Genomic DNA, 19,183 nt, shown 5'->3' with positions numbered 1-19,183 from the left:
CGGGTGCGCGGGCTTCCAGCCCGCTCTTTCCGCCGACCCTTGGAACCGGCGCATTTGCGGGTTAGGAAGAGCGGACGAGACGTCCGCGCACCCGGAAAGCCCATGTCCCCCGCCTTCACCCTCCATCCCCAGCTTGCAGGCGATTCGATCGCCATCGGCGACCTTGCCCTGTCGCATCTGCGCCTGTTGAACGATGCCAGCTTCCCCTGGCTTCTCCTCATCCCCAAACATCCCGATATCAGCGAGATCATCGAGCTCGACGAGGCTGATAGAACCGTGCTGATGCAGGAGATCGCCGCGGTCTCTCAGGCGCTGAAGGCTCTCACGGGCTGCGACAAGCTCAATGTCGCCGCCCTTGGCAATATGGTGCCGCAGCTTCATATCCACGTCATCGCCCGTTTCAAGGGCGACCCCGCCTGGCCGAAACCCGTCTGGGGGCAGGTGCCTGCACGGCCTTATGCGGAAGCTGTCGCCGCCGATTTGATTAGCCAGCTTCGCAGGCTACTGTCGATTTCATGAAGATCTTGCCGGAAAAATTTGCCATGACACTGCATACTCTGTTCGATCGTTCCGCCGCCATCGCCTATTCGGTCAATCCACTCGATCGCGCCTCGGGTCAGCGCGAGGACGAAGCCTTCATCGCGGACAAGCTGGCCCATTCCTCATGCCGGTTCTTTGCCTTCTCGGGCGACATCCCGCTTCTGCGCATTCGCGACGGCGCCCATGAGGCTCTGTTCGATCGCGAGGAGATCGAATCTTTCAAAGATAGCCGGCAAATTGTCTTCCTCGGCCTGCAGTCCGATGGCAGTGCCGTGTTCGCACAGGCTTTCGACAAGGGGCTGGCCGACGAACTCGCCTGGCGCACGGATGTCGAGGCGATGGACCTGCGCTCCCTTGCCATGCGGGGCCTGGTGGCGCCGGGCATTCTCGGCGAGCTGTCCACGGCCAAGGAAGTGCTGGACTGGCACCAGCGTCATCGTTTCTGTGCCAATTGCGGCCAGGAGACCCGGATCACGTCCAGTGGCTGGCGGCGCGACTGTGCCAATTGCAGCACCCAGCACTTTCCCCGCGTCGATCCGGTGGTGATCATGCTGGCTATCGATGGCGATCGCTGCCTGATGGGTCGCCAGACCCGCTTTCCGGAAAAGATGTATTCGGCGCTGGCTGGCTTCCTGGAGCCCGGCGAGACCATCGAGGATGCCGTGCGGCGCGAGGTCCTGGAGGAATCGGGCATCGCCTGCTCGCATGTGCGCTATTTCGCCTCGCAACCCTGGCCCTTCCCCTCCTCCCTGATGGTGGGCTGCTTTGCCCGGGCGGTCGGCCGCGACATCAATGTCGACATCAAGGAACTCGAGGATGCGCGCTGGTTTACGCGCGAAGAGGTGGTCCAGATGCTGATCGACGAGCATCCTCTGGGCTTCAGTGCGCCCAGGCCGATGGCGATCGCCCATCACCTCCTGAAGGAATTCGCGGAGAAGGGCGGCGCGGTGGTGCCGTGAGGTTGGAGCGCGGACATCCTGTCCGCCTCTTGGAAGCGCTGCGCGTGATGGAGAGCAAGAGGCGGACAGGATGTCCGCGCTCCGTTCACTCCGCCGGTGGCGCGTGGTCGTCGCGGGCCGGATCGGCCGGGAACACGCCGAAGATGCGCATCTTGGTCGAGAAGAAGCCGAGTTCTTCCAAAGCGCGCTTGAGGTTCTTCTCCTCGGGATGGCCGTCGACCTCGGCATAGAACTGGGTGGCGGAGAAATGCCCGCCGACCATGTAGCTTTCCAGCTTGGTCATGTTGATGCCGTTGGTGGCAAAGCCGCCCATCGCCTTGTAGAGCGCGGCCGGCAGGTTGCGTACCGTGAAGATCAGCGACGTCACCGTCGGCCCCTTGCCCATGGGCACCCAATCCGGCTCGCGCGACAGCACCACGAAGCGGGTGGTGTTGTAGGGCTCGTCCTCGACGTCGGGCTTGAGGACCTCGAGGCCATAGATTTCCGCTGCCAGCGTGGAAGCGAGGGCTGATTTGCTCGGATCCTGCCAGTCGCGCACCAGCCGGGCGGCGCCGGCGGTGTCGCTCTCGGTCACCGGCGTGAGGCCGAGGCCGCGCATGGTGATGCGGCATTGGCCGAGGGCCTGGGGATGGCTGTGGACCGTGCGGATGGTGTCGAGGCTCGCGCCCGGGACCGCCATGAGCTGATGGTGGATCGGCAGGAAATATTCGCCGATGATATGCAGGTCCGAGGTCGGCAAGAGATGATGGATGTCGGCGACGCGCCCCGCCACCGAATTCTCGATCGGGATCATGGCAAGCTCCGCCTCGCCGGAAGACACCGCATTGAAGGCGTCCTCGAAGGTCGGGCAGGGCAAGGGTTCGGCGTCGGGATAGACGTTGATGCAGGCGATATGAGAATTGGCACCAGGCTCGCCCTGGAACGAAACTTTCAGTTTGGACTCGGTCATCAGTTTAATGTCTTTCGAGAATCGCGCGGGCGCGTTCGAGATCTTCCTGTGTATCGACACCTAGCGGCACGGCGGGAACGATCGCAACATCGATGCGCATTCCCGCTTCCAGCGCCCGCAATTGCTCGAGGCGCTCGCGCTGCTCCAACGGTGCCGGTGGCAGCGTGACGAAGCGCTCCAGCGCGGCGCGGCGATAGGCGTAGAGGCCGATATGGTGATAGAGGTCGCCCTCGCCCCAGGGGGCGGTGGCGCGGGTAAAATAGAGCGCCCGCAACACGCCGGGCTCGATCGGCGTGCCCACCACCTTCACCACGCTGGAATTGGTCTTCTCCTCCTCGCGCGTGATCACGGCGGCGAGGGTGGCGATATCCACAGCCTCGTTGGCAAGCGGCCCGAACACGGCGCGGATCGATTCCGGCTCGATGGTCGGCAGGTCGCCCTGGACATTGATGATGGTGTCGTGCCGGCCCTCGGGGTCGATAGCGCTCAAAGCCTCGTAGATGCGATCCGAGCCGGTGGGGTGGTCGGGCCGCGTCATCACTGCTTCGCCGCCTGCGGCACGCACGGCGTCGGCGACCTCGGCCGTATCCGTCGCCACCACCGCCCGGCCCAGGCGCGATTCGCACGCCCGGCGCCAGACATGCACGATCATCGCTTCCCCTGCGATCGGGGCGAGTGGCTTGCCCGGCAGGCGGGTCGAGGCCATGCGAGCGGGAATCAGGATGAGGGGATGAGACAAGGAAATTCACCTAGAGGCCGTTGTGAACCATGGATAGGGTTTTGATGAGGTCAAGGCTGGCCACCTGCAGTGTCGCTTTTGCTCGACGAGTGCGTCGTTCCAGCCACGGGCTTTGCCTGTGGCAGACGTAGCAAGCCGCAAGGCTTGCGTCCTCGAACTCCTTCACCTCGAACAAAATCGCTCACGTCAAAATCCTATCCATGGTTCACAACAGCCTCTGAACGGCCGCTTCCGGAGCGGGGCGGCGAAAAGTAGCAAGCGCGCGCGATTTATACGAGTTGCAAACTACGGGTCAAACCGGATAGAGGGTCCCATGCGGTTTGCCGCTTGACAGAGTGGCTGCCGGAGTTTGTGTTTGGGGCAATCAGGTGCGGGGGCATCTTTTGCCTTTGGTCGCGTCTATTTCGCTAAGTCTATCTCGAGTCGGAGCCGGGGATGAGTTCGTCGTCATCGTTTGAACTGAACAAGATTGCCGGCGCAGTCCTGGGCACGCTGATGCTGACCTTGGGTCTGGGCATTGTCGCCGAGGAAATCTTCAAGCAGGAAAAACCGGAGAAGGCGGGCTATGAGCTCACCGACGCCGCGCCGGCCACCACTGCCGAGGCGCCTGCTGCCTCCCAGGATCCGCCGCTGGCCGAGCTGGTCGCCAAGGCCTCGGTCGAGAAGGGCGCCGCCATCTTCAAGAAGTGCGCTGCCTGCCATACCGACGACCAGACCGGCAAGAACGGCGTGGGTCCGAACCTGTTCGGTGTGATCGGCGGGCCGAAGGGCCACAAGACGGACTTCGCCTATTCCGATGCCATCAAGGCGCTGCACGACAAGGGCGAGACCTGGACGCCCGACGATTTCTATCACTTCATCAAGAGCCCGCAGGCTTTCGCCAAGGGCACCAAGATGTCCTTCGCCGGTCTGCCCAAGCCGCAGGACCGCGCCGACATCCTGGCCTATCTCAATTCGAAGAGCGAAAAGCCGATCGATCTGCCGAAGTAAGCAGCGGCGCTCTTGCCAGAATCTGCCAAAGCCGGGCTCATCGCCCGGCTTTTTGCTGTCGCGTGATCTGCAACTTTTCCGAATAAGGCGCGACAAGCCCTCTCCACGAAGTGGGGAGGGTGGCCCGACGAAGTCGGGTCGGGTGTGGCGGGCAGCGCTATGTCCCAAGTAAGCTTGCGCGGCCCGTCCCGCCATCGCGTCATGCATGGCGCACTGCCCGCCACACCCCATCCGTCATTGCTTCGCAATGAACAGCCACATCTTCGTTTCGAAGATGTGGCGGACTTCCCCACTTCCTGGAGAAGGCTGTTATGCCATAGGGGGATGGTATCGCGAGAGCTGCGCCCCTATCGCCGCCTGATCCCGAGCGGCACGCCTACCGTCGGAGGCACCGGCAGGTCTGCGTGGGCCCCGGCGATCGCCGCGATGCGCTCGGCGATCTCTGGCGGGAAGGGGGAGGAACGCCCGGCCTGCATGTCGACATGCACCAGGATCTGCTCGGCGGTGGCGAGCACTGCTCCATCAGCCTCGTTGGTCATGGCATGGAAGACGTGCAGGCGCTTGGCGTCGTGGTCGATGAGTTGGAGCGTCAGTGCCAGCGGATCGCCGATATGGGCCTCGCGCCGATTATGGATGCGGGTTTCCATGGTGTAGATCGAGGAACCCGCGGCGCGATAGGCCTCGTCGACGCCGATCATGCGGAAGAAGACATCCGAGGAATCCCCGAACACCAAGAGGAAGGCGCTCTCCGTCATGTGGTCGTTATAGTCGGTCCACGCCTCGACCACCGGCGTGCGGTGCAGGGCCAGCGGGGCCGGGATCGGCTTGGCCCAATCCCAGCCCGCAAAGGGCTTGCCCTCGTTAGGGGTAGTGACCCGGCTCATTTCTGCTTCTTCAGGCCGAGCTTGTCGCGCGCTTCCGCTGGCGTGAGCGCCCGCCCGCCCAGACGCTCGATCACTTCCTTGGCGCGGGTGGTGAGCGACTGGTTGGTCGCATGTACGCCGCGGTCGAGCCAGATATTGTCTTCCAGGCCGACGCGGACATTGCCGCCCAGCAGCATGGACTGGGCCACGAAGGGCATCTGCATGCGGCCGATGGCGAAGGCGGCCCAATTGGCGCCCGGCGGCAGATGGTTGCGCATGGCGACCATGGTCTCGGTGGTGGCCTCCGCGCCCCAGGGGATGCCGAGGCAGAGCTGGAACATCGGCGGCGCGTCGATCAGGCCGCGCTTGATCAGATCCTTGGCCTGCCAGATATGGCCGAGTTCGAAGCACTCGATCTCGGGCTTTACCCCGACGGCCTGGATGCGCTCGGCCATCTCGCGCAAGGTCTCGCCGGTGGCCATGAACAGGCCGTCGCTGAAATTCACCGATCCGCAATCCAGCGTGCAGATCTCGGGCCTCAGTTCCTCGACATGGGCGACGCGCTCGGCCGCATTGGCGATGTCGGTGCCCGCGCCCCCGGTGCGCGGATTGGCGGGGTCGAAGAAGAAGTCGCCGCCCATGCCGGCGGTGAGGTTGATCACCACATCCACGCCCGAATCGCGGATGCGCTGGACGGCCTCGCGATAATGTTCGAGCTTGCGGCCGGCCTTGCCGGTGTCGACATCGCGGACATGCAGATGGGCGATGGCGGCGCCCGCCTCGGCCGCCTCGATGGCCGAGTCGGCGATCTGCTTGGGCGTGACCGGAATGGCCGGGTGCTTGCCGACGGTGTCGCCGGCCCCGGTGATCGCGCAGGATATGATGACGTCGGTATTCACGGTGCTTCCTCCCTGTCGCGGGGATGTTAGGCCAGCCCCGTTTACGGACGTGACCTGTCGCGACAGGCACGATGCAGAATGCGACAGGGGCGCTTTGCCTGCTTGCACGGGAGTTCCAAGAGCGGACGTCGCCGCCACATAGAGCGCCGCTCAATGTGGCTGTTGTCCGCGATCCCACCCGCACCGCTTCCTGCGCGACGCCGCCAAGGTTTGCGCAAGAGACGCCAACGCTGGGACCGCGGACGTCTCGTCCGCCTTTCCTGTCCGACAAACGTAATGCTTCCAGGATAGGCGGGACGAGAACGGTCCCGGGGAGCCTATCCCGCAGTGCGAATTTGTCCCAGAAACCCCCGCGCATTGTCGAGCGCCTCGCGCCGGTCTCGCCAGAAACGCTCATTGAGTTCGTGGATGGCGATGACGTCGGCGGGGAAGCTGCACTGCTCGGCGAGAGCGTCCCAGGGCAGGCTGCCCCAGCCCAGCGGCAGATGCAGGTCGCCCAGGCCGAAGGCATTGGCCTCGGCGCTGTCATAAACCCAGGGCAGGTCGGGCTGGCCGAAGGAATCGTGCAAATGGAGGTGCTTGGCGAAGGGGGCCAGCGCCTTGGCCTCCTCCAGAAAGTCATAACCATATTGGCTGGCATGGATGTAGCCATGGCTGAAATCGAAGGTGGCCCGGACATGCGGGTGGTCGATCAGGGCGAGTTCCTCGGCCAGGCGCGCAATGCTGGGCGTCGCCGCATAGGGGCCGAAATCGAACAGGTTTTCGACGCATAGCACGACCTTGTGTGCGGCCGCCGCCTCGCCGGCACGATGGAGGTAGTCGCGCTGGCGGGCAGCCGCATTCTCGGCGTCGTGGCGCTCGTCGGCCTGCATCATGCCGGCATGGATGACCAGATGCGGCGCGCCGATGCGGGCCGCGATCTCGATGAAAGCCTTGGTCGTGTCCAGGAAGCGCGGCAGCAGCGCGGGCGGTGCCATGAAGTTGATCGGCAGCGGGCCGTGCACGGTGAAGCCGAAAGGACGGTCGCGGCATATGGCTTCGAATTCGGCGACGCGCGAGCCGATCGGGCGCCCGGCCAGCACGAGGTCGTAGTGGTAGGCCGGCAGCTCGACAAAAGCGAGACCGAGATCGGCAACCTCGTCCAGCGTGGCGGCGAGGCCGGACAGATCCGGCTGGCCCTCGCGCGAGGTCAGGCCGACAGCAGGCTGGGTGGGCATTTCAGTCTCCCTTGATGGTGTCGAAGCAGCATAGGCTTCCTGATCGCTGCCGGTATCAGATTGTTGACGATATCGCTTTTACACTCCGGAATATTTGTTGCGTCGCAATAATGCTGCTATGACAAATCCGTGACGAGCATTCGGCGACGGACCTGCAATCCTGTAGTTTGGTGGTGCTATGTTTGAAGAACTTAGGGGCATGATGGGGTTGGGCGCGATTTCCGCGCCCGTCTACACCATCTACGAAGCGACGCATGCGGCGCTGGGCCCGACTAGAGCTTTTTCCGACGCGACCCGGGCGTTTTTTGAAAATCCGGGCAATCCTTTTTCTATGACCACCTGGGGCAAGTCGGTTGCGGCAGCCTGCGAGGTCTTCGAGCGCGTGACGCGCCGCTACGGCAAGCCGGCCTTCGACATCAAGGACGTGCTGGTGGGCGGCGAGCGCGTGGCCGTGCATGAGGAAGTCGTCTGGCGGCGGCCCTTCTGCAATCTCCTGCGTTTTTCCCGCGCCATCCGCGGCAATCGCCGTCCGGATCCCAAACTCCTGATCGTGGCGCCGATGTCGGGCCATTACGCCACGCTGCTGCGCGGCACGGTCGAGGCCTTCCTGCCCAATCACGAGGTCTACATCACCGATTGGATCGATGCCCGGCTGGTGCCGGTGTCGGAGGGGCGTTTCGATCTCGACGATTATATCGACTATGTCATCTCGATGCTGCATGTGCTCGGCCCCGACACCCATGTGATCGGCGTCTGCCAGCCTTCGGTACCGGTGATGGCCGCCGTTTCCCGCATGGAAGCGGAGAACGACCCCTATGCGCCGCTGACCATGACGCTGATGGGCGGCCCGATCGACACCCGCCTCTCGCCGACCAAGGTCAACGACGTCGCCGTGGAGAAGGGCGTCGATTGGTTCCGTTCGAACGTCATCACCAAGGTGCCGTTCCCCAATGCCGGCTTCATGCGCGACGTCTATCCCGGCTTCCTGCAGCTGACCGGCTTCATGACCATGAATCTCAGCCGCCATTTCGACGCCCACAAGACGCTCTATTTCGATCTGGTGCGCGGCGACGGCGACAGCGCCCAGAAGCATCGCGAATTCTATGACGAATATCTCTCGGTGATGGACCTGACGGCGGAGTTCTATCTGCAGACGGTCGATACCGTGTTCATCAAATATGCCTTGGCCAAGGGCGAGATGACCCATCGCGGCAAGCCGGTGGATCCGGGCGCCATCCGCAACACCGCGCTCTTCACCATCGAGGGTGAGAACGACGACATCACTGGCCACGGCCAGACCCATGCGGCGCATGGCCTGTGCGTGAACCTGCCGGCCGACAAGCGCGCCCACTACACCCAGATGAACGTCGGGCACTATGGCGTCTTCAACGGCTCGCGCTTCCGCTCCGAGATCGCTCCGCGCATTTCCGACTTCATCCGCTCCAATCTGGCGCCGCACAAGCCGAGCCCGGGCGGTGCCAACGATCCGATTCCGCTGGATTCCAAGCGCGGCAAGGGCCCGGTGAGGCCGGTCTCGGTCTGATCGCATCACCGCACAAGATTGCCAGCGAGTGCGAACGTCCTCGTGCACAGGCGCTGACCTTACCCACCCCTCCAGGGGAGGGTAAGGTATCCGGAATTCCGTCCACAGGGCTGGTGCCTATGAACACCTGTTTCTGCGCTTGCCCGGAACGTGTTCGAGCATCGTCTTCGCTTTCCCACCTCTGGGGCTTCGTGCCGGTGTACCAGTCCGTTGACGGCTGTCCGCCAAGGCCATAGGGCTGGAAGGATCAAAAAGGGAGGCGGGTGGTCCATGCGCAATCTGACGGGCTTTGTTTTGATGGTCTCGTCTTGCCTTGCTGGTGGCATTCCGGCCGCCGCCGCACAGGATTTCGGCAGGGACGCGGGGCAGGTAACCATCCGCACCGAAAATTATCCGCGCCCGCCCTATTCCGAGGCGACCTATTACATTTACGAGCAGAGCGAGGCGATCATCTGTACCAAGCTCGAGGTTTGCAACAAATTCGGTGATTGCACCACGAGCTATAAGAGCGGCTTCTATAAGGACGATCCGGACATCGAAACTGGGAAGGCCTACGGCAGCACGCCGCCAGTCGTCATCGCGCCCAGCAAATACGCCAAGCATGTCTGCCTGATGAAATATTCCCGTGGCCGATGGTGAGGCTGGCAGCTGGCTATCGCGCCGACCCGCCGGGTTGCCGCAACCTTGGGGAATGACGCTAGAGCGTTTTGCGATTTGGCGGTTACGCCAAGAATCGCAAAGACGCGTCGAAACAAGGAGTTAGAGCAAACAAGCGTTTCCGTCTAAACGCGTTTTGCTCTATGGTGCGCGGGCGAAATCTGTTCCTCCCCCATAGAGATCCTGCTTGCCCCATTCCATCTTGCGCCTCCGGCCCGCCCGCCACCTGATCGCGGCGGCCCTGCTTTGCCTGTCCGTCGCCCCCTTTCCCGTCCGAGCCGAGACTGCAGCCAAGATCGCTGTTTGGCCTCAGGCCGATAGCGACCTGAAGCCCGAAGCCGGCATCCGTTTCGGTGTGCTCGGCAACGGCATGCGCTTTGCGGTGATGCGCAACACCACGCCGGCGGGGCAGGCCGCCATCCGGTTGCGTATCGGATCCGGCTCGCTGCAGGAGGCCGACGACCAGCGGGGTCTCGCCCATATGCTGGAGCACATGGCCTTCAAGGGCTCGACCCGGGTGCCGGAAGGGGAGATGGTGCGCATCCTGCAGCGCAAGGGGCTGGCCTTCGGAGCCGACACCAACGCCCATACCAGCTATGACGAGACAACCTATGCGCTCGACCTGCCGGAGGTCGATGCCGATACCGTCTCCACCGGCCTGATGCTGATGCGCGAGACGGCGAGCGAACTCACGCTCAGCGCCTCCGCCCTCGATCGCGAACGCGGCGTCGTCCTTTCCGAGGAGCGCCTGCGCGACACGCCAGGCTATCGCAGCATCATGGGCCTGTTCAACGTCCTCCTCGCCGGACAGCGCGTGCCGGAGCGCGCGCCAATCGGCAAGACCGAGATCATCCGCACCGCCCCCATCGAGCGGCTGCGCGCCTATTACCAGGCCAATTACCGTCCGGACCGTGCCACTTTGCTCGTGGTCGGCGACATCGACCCAGCCGCCATGGAGGCGGAGATCCGCCGGCGCTTCGAGGACTGGAAGCCCGTCGGCCCGGCCGTGGCCGAGCCCGACCTCGGCCAGCCTCTCAAGCGCGGCGTCGGTGCCGACGTCGTCAAGGTTCCGGGCGCGAACACCAAGATCTACCTGGCCTGGATCCGCCCCTTCGACGCCGCGCCGGACAGCTATGCCAAGCGGCGCCAGAGCGCGATCGAATATGTTGGCCTGTCGGTGCTCAAGCGCCGTCTCCAGGCCCTGTCGCGCAAGGCCAATGCGCCCTTCATCGCGGCTGATGTCGGCCTGCAGGATCTCTACGAATCGGCCCGCGCCGGCCTGTTGTCCGCCGATGTCGAAACCGGTGCCTGGGACAAGGGCCTGGCCGCGCTCGATCAGGAACAGCGCCGTCTCGTGCAGTTCGGCACAAGCCAGGCCGAGGTCGACCGCGAGGTGGCGGAATATCGTTCCGCCCTGCAATCATTGACCGATGGTGCGGCGACGCGCACCAGCCCGGATCTCGCCGCGATGCTCGCCAGCAGCGTCGACGAGAGCAAGGTCTTCACCTCGCCTGCCGACGATCTCGTTCTTTTTGAGCGCATGGTGAAGGGATTGACGGCCGCCGAGGTCGACAAGGCTGTTCAGGCGGTGCTCTCCGGCAGCGGTCCGCGCCTTGTGCTGCAGGGCGCCGAGCCGCCGGAGCCGGCCGCGGTCGAGAAGGCTTATGCACGCTCGCAGGCCGTTCCCGTGACCGCGCCGGCCGATGCCGCCGAGGTGGTCTGGCCCTACACCAAATTCGGCACGCCGGGCGACGTCGCCGAGCGCCGTGCCGTGGAGGATCTCGGCCTGACCATGGTGCGCTTTGCCAATGGCGTGCGCCTCACCGTCAAGCCCACGAAGTTCAGGGCCGACGAGATCCAGGTCCGTGTCGATATCGGCCGGGGCCGGCTCGATCTGCCGCATGACCGCCCGATCCCGACCTGGACCGCCCAGGCGGTTGAGCTCTCGGGCCTGAAGGCGATCGACTATGACGATATGCAGAAGGTGCTGGCGTCGAAGATCGCCAGCGTCGGCTTCTCCCTGGAGGACCGTGCCTTCAAGTTCGAGGGCACGACGCGTCCGGCCGATCTTGCCACCCAATTGCAGATCTTCGCCGCCTATGCCTCCGATCCCGCCTGGCGGCCGGAGGTCTTCGAGCGTATCCGGCAGCTCTATCTCGCCAATCTGCCGCAATATGAGGCGACGGCCGGCGTGGTGGTCAGCCGGGACTTCCAGGGGCTGATCCACTCCGGCGATCCGCGCTGGACCTTCCCGGACCGCCCGCAATTGCTGGCGGCCAAGGCCGGCGATTTTCAGGCCCTGTTCGCGCCGGTCTTCGCTGAGGGCGCTCTCGACATCACCATTGTCGGTGATGTCGGCGTGGATGAGGCCATCCGTCAGGTCGCCGCGACCTTCGGTGCCCTGCCGCCCCGCCCGGTGCCGCAGACGCCGGCCGCCGACGCTGCTGCGGCCTTTCCGGCCATCAAGGCCGAGCCGGTCGTGCAGAGCCATTCCGGGCGCCCGGACAATGCCGCCGTCCTGGTCGCCATGCCGGTGGGCGATATGCTGTCGGACATTCCGCGCAGCTTCACGGCCGACCTTGCCAGCTCGATCCTGGTCAATCGCCTGATCGACGAGTTCCGCATTGCCGAAGGGGCGACCTATTCTCCCCAGGGCTCAGTCGATCTGTCCTCTTCCCTGCCGGGCTTCGGCTATGTCTATGCCATGGTCGAGACCACGCCGGCCAAGGTCGCCTCCTTCTATGCCCTGGTGGACAAGATCGCGGCTGATCTCATCGAGAAGGACGTTTCGCCCGACGAACTTGCTCGTGCCCGTGCGCCCAAGATCGAGACGATCAGGCGCCGGCAGCAGGAAAACGACTATTGGCTCGGCAAGGTAAGCGGCAGCCAGACCGATCCGCGGCGCCTCGAGCTGATCCGCGCCGGCCGGGACGGTTACGACAAGGTCGGCCCAGCCGATATCCGCGCTTTCGCCCAGACCTATTTCAAGCCCGGCAATGTCTGGAAGCTGACGGTGCTGCCGGCCGGAGCCGCCGCGGCGCGCTGAGACGCGGAGGCGGAGAACCAGCCTCTTGCCGGTCAGGCCCGCGCCTGCGCCCTGATTGCCGGCACCAGATCGGCGAAGGCCTGTTCGGCCAGCCTGGCGGTCTCGGTCTCCACCGAGCGGTAGGCGGCGAGCAGGTTTTCGCCGAAGGCGGTGAGGCGGGCGCCGCCGCCATGGCTGCCGCCGGCCGAGGTCTCGATGGCGGGCTGGCCGAACATGGTGTTGACCGCATCGAGAAGCAGCCAGGCTCGGCGATAGGACATGCCGAGTTCGCGGCCCGCCGCCGAGATCGAGCCGGCCCGTTTCACCGCCTCCAGCAGGTCCATTTTGCCCGGGCCGAGCCGGGCGTCCTCGCCGAAGCTGATCTTGAGGTGGATCGCGGGTGGGCCGGACATGATCGGTCTCCTCAAGCACAGGGCGGGAGCAAAGCGCGCTTGGCTCTCAAGCAGGTGTCATTGCGATTACGGGCGAACCGCCCTATTCAGGAGAATATAGCGTATTCGGGCGCAGGCCCAAGGTCTGACATCGGTTGGCCTGATGTCGATGGGCCGCGTGCCATAGAGTGAAAGTGCGATTCATCAAAGTCGCGCTTTCACCCTAACTCTTTGTTTCGACGCATTTTCTCAAAAAATGCTTTAGGCGGAGGAATGGGGGCGTGCTTTCGCCTGAAGAATGGACGGCCCTGTGGCTCAGCCTCGAGATTGCCGGCTTGGCCACGCTGATTTCGGTGCCCTTTGCGGTCGCCGCCGCCTGGGTCCTCGCTCGCCGGGCCTTTCCCGGCAAGGCGCTGTTCGACGCTCTTGTCCATCTGCCGCTGGTGCTGCCGCCGGTGGTCACCGGCTATGTCCTCCTGATTTTGCTTGGGCGCAACGGCCTGATCGGCTCTTTCCTCGCGTCGAAGCTCGGCATTGTCTTCGCCTTCCGCTGGACCGGCGCGGCCATCGCCTGCGCCGTGATGGGCTTTCCCCTGATGGTGCGCGCCATCCGCCTCGCCGTCGAGGCGGTGGATCCCAGGCTCGAATCGGCGGCCGGCACGCTCGGCGCCAATCCCTTCTTTTCCTTCCTCACGGTAACGCTGCCTCTCGCTATTCCCGGTATCATCGCCGGTATGGTGCTGGCCTTCGCCAAGGCCCTGGGCGAGTTCGGCGCGACCATCACCTTCGTCTCCAACATACCCGGCGAAACGCAGACCCTGTCGGCGGCGATCTATACGGCGCTGCAGGATCCCAATGGCGACAATACCGTGATCCGCCTGACCCTGGTCTCGGTGGTGCTCGCCTTCGGTGCGCTGATCATCTCCGAGGCGATGGCCCGGCGTGCCCGCTCCAGGCTCGGACAAGCCGGCCAGAGCTGATGATCGGGGCCTGTCTTGCAATGTGGAGCAGGGCATATCACTTCTGAACGCCCGTCGATTCGTGGAGACCGACTATGAGCCTTGAAACGCCCGACCGGCAGCCGGTCAAAGGGCCCGCGTCCTATTTTCCCTCCATCGAGAAGAAATATGGCCAGCCGATCGCGCATTGGCTGGCGCTGATCGAGGGCAAGCGCGGCTCCAAGCATATGGAAATCGTCGGCTGGCTGAAGGACGAATTCAAGCTTGGCCATGGCCACGCCAATGCCCTGGTGGCCTACGCCCTCGCCAAGGATGGCAAGGGGGGCTGATTTCCCGGGGGCAAGAGCGAACGTCCCGTCCGCTCTTGCCGTCTCCCGCGCGCTGCATTTGCACGAGGGCAGTATGCGAGCGCAGCCGGGAACAAAATCCGATTCAATCCGCCCTGATTCTGCGCTAGGCCTTGGCCATGGCTTCTTCTGCACCGCTCCTTCAGGTTCGCGACCTCTCCGTGGCTTTCCGGACGGAGGGGCAGCCGGAACTGGCGGTCGACAAGGTTTCCTTCAGTCTCGACAAGGGCGAGACCCTGGCGCTGGTGGGGGAATCGGGCTCGGGCAAATCGGTCACGGCCCTGTCGATCGTGCAGCTTCTCAATTATCCCGCTGCCTCCCACCCCTCGGGCGAAGTGCTGTTTCGCGGCGAGAATCTCCTGGGCGCGCCGGAAAAGACCCTGCAACGCGTGCGTGGGGCCGACATCACCATGGTGTTCCAGGAGCCGATGACTTCGCTCAACCCGCTCCACACCATCGAGCGGCAGGTCGGCGAGATCCTCAGCGTGCATCGCGGCCTGTCGAAGCGGGCGGCGCGCGCCCGTTCGCTGGAACTCTTGACCCAGGTCGGCATCCGCGATCCGGAAAAACGCCTCGACGCCTATCCCCATCAGCTTTCCGGCGGCCAGCGCCAGCGCGTGATGATCGCCATGGCGCTCGCCAACGACCCGGACCTCTTGATCGCCGACGAGCCGACCACGGCGCTCGACGTCACCGTCCAGGCCCAGATCCTCGCTCTCCTGAAGGAGATGCAGTTGAGGACCGGCATGGCCATGCTGTTCATCACCCATGACCTGTCGATCGTGCGCAAGCTGGCCGACCGGGTCTGCGTGATGCTGAAGGGACGGATCGTCGATGCCGGCCCGACGGGGCAAGTCTTCGCCAACCCCACCAGCGACTATACCAGGCGGCTGCTGGCGGCCGAGCCCAAGGGCAGGGCGACGCCTTTCGATGCGCAGGCCCGCACCATCGTCTCGGCCGACGATCTCAAGGTCTGGTTCCCGATCCGGGCCGGGCTGATGCGCAGTACGATCGGCCACGTCAAGGCGGTCGACGGTGTCAGCCTCGCCGTGAAGGAAGGCCAGACCCTCGGCGTCGTCGGCGAATCCGGCTCGGGCAAGACCACGCTCGGCCTCGCTTTGTTGCGACTGATCTCCTCGACGGGGCCGATCGCCTATCTGGGCAAGCCGATCCAGGGCCTCGACCGGCGGGCGATGATGCCATTGCGCAAGCAGATGCAGATCGTCTTCCAGGATCCCTATGGTTCGCTCTCGCCACGCCTGTCGGTGGGCGAGATCGTCGAAGAGGGGTTGCAGGTGCTGGGCGGGGGGCTCGACGCCGCCGGACGACGGGCGGCGGTCGCCCGGGCGCTTGCCGATGTCGGCCTCGAACCCAAGGCGATGGACCGCTATCCGCACGAATTCTCGGGTGGGCAGCGCCAGCGCATCGCCATTGCGCGCGCCATGGTGTTGCAGCCGAAATTCCTGGTGCTGGACGAGCCGACCTCGGCCCTCGACATGTCGGTCCAGGCCCAGATCGTCGACCTCCTGCGCGAGCTGCAGCAGCGCCACAAGCTGGCCTATCTCTTCATCAGCCACGATCTGAAGGTGGTGCGGGCGCTGGCCAACGAGGTGATGGTGATGCAGGGCGGCAAGATCATCGAGCACGGTCCGGCCAGCGAGATCTTCGAGCGCCCGCGGGAGGACTATACCAAGGCTTTGCTTGCCGCCGCCTTTGCCATGGCGGCCGCGCCAGAGGACGTGGTGGGGCAGTAATTTTGGAGGCCGGTCTTTAGAGACTGACTTGAAACCCGCAACGAGGCCAAGAAAAGCTCAATTCTTGTCATGCCCGGGCTTGTCCCGGGCATCCAGACATCGCAACCTATCGAGGCTTGTAGCGCTGGATCACCGGGTCGAAGCCCGGTGATGACAAAGGTCGAGGTTCCCGAGACTTTTCGGTCAGGCCCATCAGACCAGACAGGCAATGTCGAGGTCGCCCGGGAAGGCTGGTCTGAAGACCAGCCCCCCGATCACCTCAACTTCGCCTGCAATGCCGTCCAGCCAGCGGCGAAGACGTGCTTGGAAACGATCTCGACATATTTGCCGGCGTCGGCGGGCGCCTCGTCGAAGCTGGCGCTCCATTCAGCGAAGGTGCGATTGCCGTCGGTGATGGGGATGAGGCGGATAACAGCCACATAATTTTCGACCGGAAAGGCCGGCTTGACGAAATTGTAGCTGAGCGTGTGTCCGGCATCGTCGAGCGCCAGCAGGCGCTCGCGCACATGGGCGCTGTCCGCGAGATGGAAGGAGCGGATGGAGCCGACGGCATCGGCACTGCGACCATCCTCGATCTCGCTCCTGGCGATGGCCGGGTGCCAGTCCGGCAGGGCGTTGAAGTCGCGCACGATCGTCCAGACGGTTTCGATCGGCGCATCGATCACGGCGCTCGCATAGGCCTTGGCCATGGGGGGCTCCCTATTTTTTGATGTTGAGGTTCTTGAAGGCCTGGGTCTGGGCGACCAGCGCCTTTTCCACCGGCAGGCGTTCCATGCTGGAGGCGCCGTAGAAGCCGTGACAACCTGGGCAGTTTGCCAGGATGAAACGGGCGTCCTCCGGCTCGGCGATCGGCCCGCCATGGCAGAGCACGATGATATCGGGTGAGGCCTCGCGCGCTGCGGCGGCGATGGCGTTGATCTCGCCGACACAGCCTTCCAGGGTGAGCGCGGTGTCGGCGCCGATCGAGCCGCCCGTGGTCAGGCCCATATGGGCGACGATGATGTCGGCCCCCGCCTTGGCCATGGCGCGGGCATCGTCCGCATTGAAGACATAGGGCGTGGTGAGGAGGTCCTTCTCGCGCGCCAGGCGGATGAGGTCGACCTCCAGGGCATAGCCCATGCCGGTCTCCTCCAGATTGGCTCTGAACTTGCCGTCGATCAGCCCGACAGTCGGGAAGTTCTGGATACCGGCAAAGCCCATCGCCTTGAGATGATCGAGGAAGGGACCGAACTGGCAGAAGGGATCGGTGCCGTTGACGCCGGCAAGCACCGGCGTGTGCTTGACCACCGGCAGCACTTCGCGCGCCATGTCGACCACGATCTCGTTGGCGTTGCCATAGGCGAGCAGCCCTGCCAGCGAGCCGCGGCCGGCCATGCGATAGCGGCCGGAATTGTAGATCACGATCAGGTCGATACCGCCGGCTTCCTCGCATTTGGCCGAGAGGCCGGTGCCGGCGCCGCCGCCGATGATCGGCCGTCCCTCGGCGATCATGCCGCGAAACCTTGCCAGGATCCTCTCGCGCTCACTGTGCGCCATATCAATGCTCTCCAATAATGCTCTTGAAATTCGCCGTGAGCGCCTGCGCGAAGACGGGATCGTTCACCCCGGCCGGTACGCGGATGAGCTGGCGCCGCGGCGTCTGGATCACCGTCGCTTCCAGCGCCGCGAACAGGGCCGCATCGGCCTCGGGATCATGGAAGGGCATGTCGGGCGCATCGAGCAGGGAAACCCCACCCTCGGGGATGAGGAAGCGTACCTCGCCCTCGCATTGGTTGAGCTTTTCGCCGATCCAGCGGCCCATTTCGGCATTCTCCGCCGCCGTGGTGCGCATCAGCGTGACCTGCGGGTTGTGGACATAGAGATTGCGGCCGCGATAGCGCTCCGGCACGCTGTCGAGCGCGCCGAAATTGACCATGTCGAGCGCGCCGCAGGAGCCGACATAGGGCACCTTCGTGCGGGCGATGGCGCCGAAGCGGTCCTCGGTCGCCGCCAGCACGCCGCCGAACAGGAGGTCGCAGACCTCGGTGGTGGTGACGTCGAGCACGCCGGCGATCAGGCCGGAATCGACCAGCTTCTCCATCGACTGGCCGCCAATGCCGGTGGCGTGGAAGACGAGGCAGTCATAGTCGGCGGAAAGAGCGGCCACGAGTTGGTTCACGCAGGGCGTCGTCACCCCGAACATGGTGAGGCCGATGGCCGGCTTGTCGTCGGCCTCCGCGACCGCCTCGGCCCGGCCCCGCGCCATGCCGGCAATGGCATTGGCGGCATTGGTCATCACCACCCGCGAGATGCGGTTGAGCCCGGCCACGTCGGTCACCGAATGCATCATGGTGATGTCGCTCGGGCCGACATAGGCGGCGACATTCCCCGAGGCGACGGTGGAAACCATCAGCTTGGGCGTGCCGACCGGCAATTCGCGCATGGCGGGGGCCACCAGGGCGGTGCCGCCCGAGCCGCCGAGGCCGATCAGGCCGGCGACGTCGTCCCGCCCGGCGATGAAGCGAACGAAGGCGAGCGCCATGGCGCTGACGGCCGAACCGCGATCGCCGGTGAACACCGCCTTGGCCCCGCCGGGATGGCTGGCCGCCACCGCCGCAGCCTGCACCTCGACTTCGCTGGCCGTTCCGCTGGTGGAAAGGTCGACCCGGGTGACGTCGAGCCCATGGGAACGGATGCAATCGGCCACGAAATTGAGCTCGGTTCCCTTGGTGTCGAAGGTACCAGCCACATAGACGCTCGACCCGCCCATCCCTACGCTCCCAATTGTCTTATCATTGTGGCGGGACGCTAGCACGGACGCAGTGGGCGAGTTAAGAGCGGATGGGGTGGGAAGGTCGGTGTTTCCTCCCTTCTCCCCTTGTGGGAGAAGGTCCCGGCAGGGGGATGAGGGGTGCTACCGCAACCTGCAGCTTCGTTTCGATCGACTGCCGGAAAGGACAGGAATCATGGCCGTGCTGCGCATCGTCGCCAATCTCGCCGCCGCCGACCCGCAGGCGGCCCGTGCCTTCTACCAGGATCTGCTCGGGCTGGAGGTGGTGATGGACCACGGCTGGATACTCACTTTCGCCGGCCGGGGCCATCAGGCGCCCCAACTCAGCCTTGCCAGCGAGGGCGGCTCCGGCACGCCGGTGCCGGACCTCTCCATTGAAGTTGATAACGTCGACGAGGTCCATGCCCGCGCCGTGGCTGCCGGCTACGCGACCGTCTACGGCCCAGCCAACGAACCCTGGGGCGTCAGGCGTTTTTTTCTCCGTGATCCGCTCGGGCGCCTCGTTAACATCCTCGCGCATGGGGGGCGAGGGGGCTGATGGGGGGCTTCGGAAACATCCTCCCAGGAAGTGCGCAGCCGG

19 protein-coding genes are annotated in these 19,183 nt (G+C 64.6%); 10 read left to right on the top strand and 9 right to left on the bottom strand.

Annotated features, from left to right (window positions below):
* Positions 1–102 precede the first annotated feature (102 nt).
* Together ACN6KF_RS18525 and nudC are read left to right on the top strand one after the other, a co-directional pair.
* Positions 103–519 (top strand): HIT family protein, encoded by a 417-nt coding sequence (locus tag ACN6KF_RS18525; protein ID WP_434958257.1) that lies wholly within the window; start codon positions 103–105, stop codon positions 517–519.
* Positions 520–542: 23 nt separating this feature from the next.
* Complete coding sequence (nudC, locus tag ACN6KF_RS18520; RefSeq protein WP_434958256.1) at positions 543–1,499, top strand: NAD(+) diphosphatase; 957 nt, start codon at positions 543–545, stop codon at positions 1,497–1,499.
* An 85-nt stretch (positions 1,500–1,584) separates the two neighbouring features.
* Here nudC and ACN6KF_RS18515 read toward each other — a convergent pair whose 3' ends face one another.
* Positions 1,585–2,448, bottom strand: coding sequence for a prephenate dehydratase (locus ACN6KF_RS18515; RefSeq protein WP_434958255.1), 864 nt, complete (start codon positions 2,446–2,448; stop codon positions 1,585–1,587).
* 4 nt (positions 2,449–2,452) lie between these two features.
* Entirely contained in the window at positions 2,453–3,187 is a 735-nt protein-coding gene (locus ACN6KF_RS18510) for a 3-deoxy-manno-octulosonate cytidylyltransferase (RefSeq protein WP_434958254.1), read from the bottom strand.
* A gap of 435 nt (positions 3,188–3,622) precedes the next feature.
* On the opposite strand from ACN6KF_RS18510, the gene ACN6KF_RS18505 reads away from it, so the two are divergent.
* Positions 3,623–4,177, top strand: a complete 555-nt coding sequence (locus ACN6KF_RS18505; RefSeq protein WP_434958253.1) for a c-type cytochrome — start codon at positions 3,623–3,625, stop codon at positions 4,175–4,177.
* A gap of 347 nt (positions 4,178–4,524) precedes the next feature.
* Here the strand turns inward: ACN6KF_RS18505 and ACN6KF_RS18500 are convergent, their stop codons facing one another.
* The 3 genes from ACN6KF_RS18500 to ACN6KF_RS18490 form a co-directional block, all read right to left on the bottom strand.
* Complete coding sequence (locus ACN6KF_RS18500) at positions 4,525–5,061, bottom strand: thioesterase family protein (RefSeq protein WP_434958252.1); 537 nt, start codon at positions 5,059–5,061, stop codon at positions 4,525–4,527.
* On the bottom strand, positions 5,058–5,939 hold the full coding sequence (locus ACN6KF_RS18495) for a beta-keto acid cleavage family enzyme (protein WP_434958251.1): 882 nt from the start codon (positions 5,937–5,939) through the stop codon (positions 5,058–5,060). Before ACN6KF_RS18495 ends, ACN6KF_RS18500 begins: the two co-directional genes overlap by 4 nt.
* 317 nt (positions 5,940–6,256) lie before the next feature.
* Positions 6,257–7,156, bottom strand: a complete 900-nt coding sequence (locus ACN6KF_RS18490) for a sugar phosphate isomerase/epimerase family protein (protein WP_434958250.1) — start codon at positions 7,154–7,156, stop codon at positions 6,257–6,259.
* Positions 7,157–7,355: 199 nt separating this feature from the next.
* On the opposite strand from ACN6KF_RS18490, the gene ACN6KF_RS18485 reads away from it, so the two are divergent.
* From ACN6KF_RS18485 to ACN6KF_RS18475, 3 genes are all read left to right on the top strand, one after another.
* Positions 7,356–8,699 carry a polyhydroxyalkanoate depolymerase gene (locus ACN6KF_RS18485; protein WP_434958249.1) on the top strand — a complete coding sequence of 448 codons (1,344 nt, stop codon included), beginning with the start codon at positions 7,356–7,358 and terminating at the stop codon, positions 8,697–8,699.
* A gap of 270 nt (positions 8,700–8,969) precedes the next feature.
* Entirely contained in the window at positions 8,970–9,338 is a 369-nt protein-coding gene (locus ACN6KF_RS18480; RefSeq protein ID WP_434958248.1) for a hypothetical protein, read from the top strand.
* 205 nt (positions 9,339–9,543) lie between these two features.
* Positions 9,544–12,402, top strand: coding sequence for a M16 family metallopeptidase (locus ACN6KF_RS18475; RefSeq protein ID WP_434958247.1), 2,859 nt, complete (start codon positions 9,544–9,546; stop codon positions 12,400–12,402).
* A gap of 32 nt (positions 12,403–12,434) precedes the next feature.
* Here the strand turns inward: ACN6KF_RS18475 and ACN6KF_RS18470 are convergent, their stop codons facing one another.
* The gene (locus ACN6KF_RS18470; RefSeq protein WP_434958246.1) at positions 12,435–12,794 is read right to left on the bottom strand and encodes a winged helix-turn-helix domain-containing protein; all 360 of its coding nucleotides are present in this window, start codon (positions 12,792–12,794) and stop codon (positions 12,435–12,437) included.
* Between the two features lie 260 nt (positions 12,795–13,054).
* Between ACN6KF_RS18470 and modB the strand changes: the two genes are divergently transcribed.
* From modB to ACN6KF_RS18455, 3 genes are all read left to right on the top strand, one after another.
* On the top strand, positions 13,055–13,753 hold the full coding sequence (gene modB / locus ACN6KF_RS18465; protein WP_434958245.1) for a molybdate ABC transporter permease subunit: 699 nt from the start codon (positions 13,055–13,057) through the stop codon (positions 13,751–13,753).
* A 74-nt stretch (positions 13,754–13,827) separates the two neighbouring features.
* Positions 13,828–14,061 carry a DUF4287 domain-containing protein gene (locus ACN6KF_RS18460; RefSeq protein WP_434958244.1) on the top strand — a complete coding sequence of 78 codons (234 nt, stop codon included), beginning with the start codon at positions 13,828–13,830 and terminating at the stop codon, positions 14,059–14,061.
* 137 nt (positions 14,062–14,198) lie between these two features.
* Positions 14,199–15,833, top strand: a complete 1,635-nt coding sequence (locus ACN6KF_RS18455) for an ABC transporter ATP-binding protein (protein WP_434958243.1) — start codon at positions 14,199–14,201, stop codon at positions 15,831–15,833.
* A gap of 254 nt (positions 15,834–16,087) precedes the next feature.
* On the opposite strand, the gene ACN6KF_RS18450 is transcribed toward ACN6KF_RS18455, so the two are convergent.
* From ACN6KF_RS18450 to ACN6KF_RS18440, 3 genes are read right to left on the bottom strand one after another with little or no spacing between them, the layout of a single operon-like run.
* Positions 16,088–16,522, bottom strand: a complete 435-nt coding sequence (locus ACN6KF_RS18450; protein WP_434958242.1) for an SRPBCC family protein — start codon at positions 16,520–16,522, stop codon at positions 16,088–16,090.
* Positions 16,523–16,532: 10 nt separating this feature from the next.
* On the bottom strand, positions 16,533–17,369 hold the full coding sequence (locus tag ACN6KF_RS18445) for a phosphoenolpyruvate hydrolase family protein (RefSeq protein ID WP_434958241.1): 837 nt from the start codon (positions 17,367–17,369) through the stop codon (positions 16,533–16,535).
* A 1-nt stretch (position 17,370) separates the two neighbouring features.
* Entirely contained in the window at positions 17,371–18,582 is a 1,212-nt protein-coding gene (locus tag ACN6KF_RS18440) for a Tm-1-like ATP-binding domain-containing protein (RefSeq protein ID WP_434958240.1), read from the bottom strand.
* A 196-nt stretch (positions 18,583–18,778) separates the two neighbouring features.
* On the opposite strand from ACN6KF_RS18440, the gene ACN6KF_RS18435 reads away from it, so the two are divergent.
* The gene (locus ACN6KF_RS18435; RefSeq protein WP_434958239.1) at positions 18,779–19,141 is read left to right on the top strand and encodes a VOC family protein; all 363 of its coding nucleotides are present in this window, start codon (positions 18,779–18,781) and stop codon (positions 19,139–19,141) included.
* Positions 19,142–19,183: the final 42 nt, after the last annotated feature.

Origin of the sequence: Labrys methylaminiphilus subsp. lupini (assembly GCF_051161885.1) — a bacterium.
In the GTDB taxonomy this organism is placed as follows: domain Bacteria; phylum Pseudomonadota; class Alphaproteobacteria; order Rhizobiales; family Labraceae; genus Labrys.
The sequence above is the reverse complement of the archived record's forward strand: the minus strand, read 5'-3'. Positions and strand labels throughout refer to the sequence as shown.

What these genes read in the sequence shown, in the direction of transcription:
- ACN6KF_RS18525 (WP_434958257.1), top strand. Translation starts at nt 103, where the DNA reads ATGTCCCCCGCCTTCACCCTCCATCCCCAGCTTGCAGGCGATTCGATC.
- nudC (WP_434958256.1), top strand. Translation starts at nt 543, where the DNA reads ATGACACTGCATACTCTGTTCGATCGTTCCGCCGCCATCGCCTATTCG.
- ACN6KF_RS18515 (WP_434958255.1), bottom strand. Translation starts at nt 2,448, where the DNA reads ATGACCGAGTCCAAACTGAAAGTTTCGTTCCAGGGCGAGCCTGGTGCC.
- ACN6KF_RS18505 (WP_434958253.1), top strand. Translation starts at nt 3,623, where the DNA reads ATGAGTTCGTCGTCATCGTTTGAACTGAACAAGATTGCCGGCGCAGTC.
- ACN6KF_RS18500 (WP_434958252.1), bottom strand. Translation starts at nt 5,061, where the DNA reads ATGAGCCGGGTCACTACCCCTAACGAGGGCAAGCCCTTTGCGGGCTGG.
- ACN6KF_RS18490 (WP_434958250.1), bottom strand. Translation starts at nt 7,156, where the DNA reads ATGCCCACCCAGCCTGCTGTCGGCCTGACCTCGCGCGAGGGCCAGCCG.
- ACN6KF_RS18485 (WP_434958249.1), top strand. Translation starts at nt 7,356, where the DNA reads ATGATGGGGTTGGGCGCGATTTCCGCGCCCGTCTACACCATCTACGAA.
- ACN6KF_RS18480 (WP_434958248.1), top strand. Translation starts at nt 8,970, where the DNA reads ATGCGCAATCTGACGGGCTTTGTTTTGATGGTCTCGTCTTGCCTTGCT.
- ACN6KF_RS18470 (WP_434958246.1), bottom strand. Translation starts at nt 12,794, where the DNA reads ATGTCCGGCCCACCCGCGATCCACCTCAAGATCAGCTTCGGCGAGGAC.
- ACN6KF_RS18460 (WP_434958244.1), top strand. Translation starts at nt 13,828, where the DNA reads ATGAGCCTTGAAACGCCCGACCGGCAGCCGGTCAAAGGGCCCGCGTCC.
- ACN6KF_RS18455 (WP_434958243.1), top strand. Translation starts at nt 14,199, where the DNA reads ATGGCTTCTTCTGCACCGCTCCTTCAGGTTCGCGACCTCTCCGTGGCT.
- ACN6KF_RS18450 (WP_434958242.1), bottom strand. Translation starts at nt 16,522, where the DNA reads ATGGCCAAGGCCTATGCGAGCGCCGTGATCGATGCGCCGATCGAAACC.
- ACN6KF_RS18445 (WP_434958241.1), bottom strand. Translation starts at nt 17,369, where the DNA reads ATGGCGCACAGTGAGCGCGAGAGGATCCTGGCAAGGTTTCGCGGCATG.
- ACN6KF_RS18440 (WP_434958240.1), bottom strand. Translation starts at nt 18,582, where the DNA reads ATGGGCGGGTCGAGCGTCTATGTGGCTGGTACCTTCGACACCAAGGGA.
- ACN6KF_RS18435 (WP_434958239.1), top strand. Translation starts at nt 18,779, where the DNA reads ATGGCCGTGCTGCGCATCGTCGCCAATCTCGCCGCCGCCGACCCGCAG.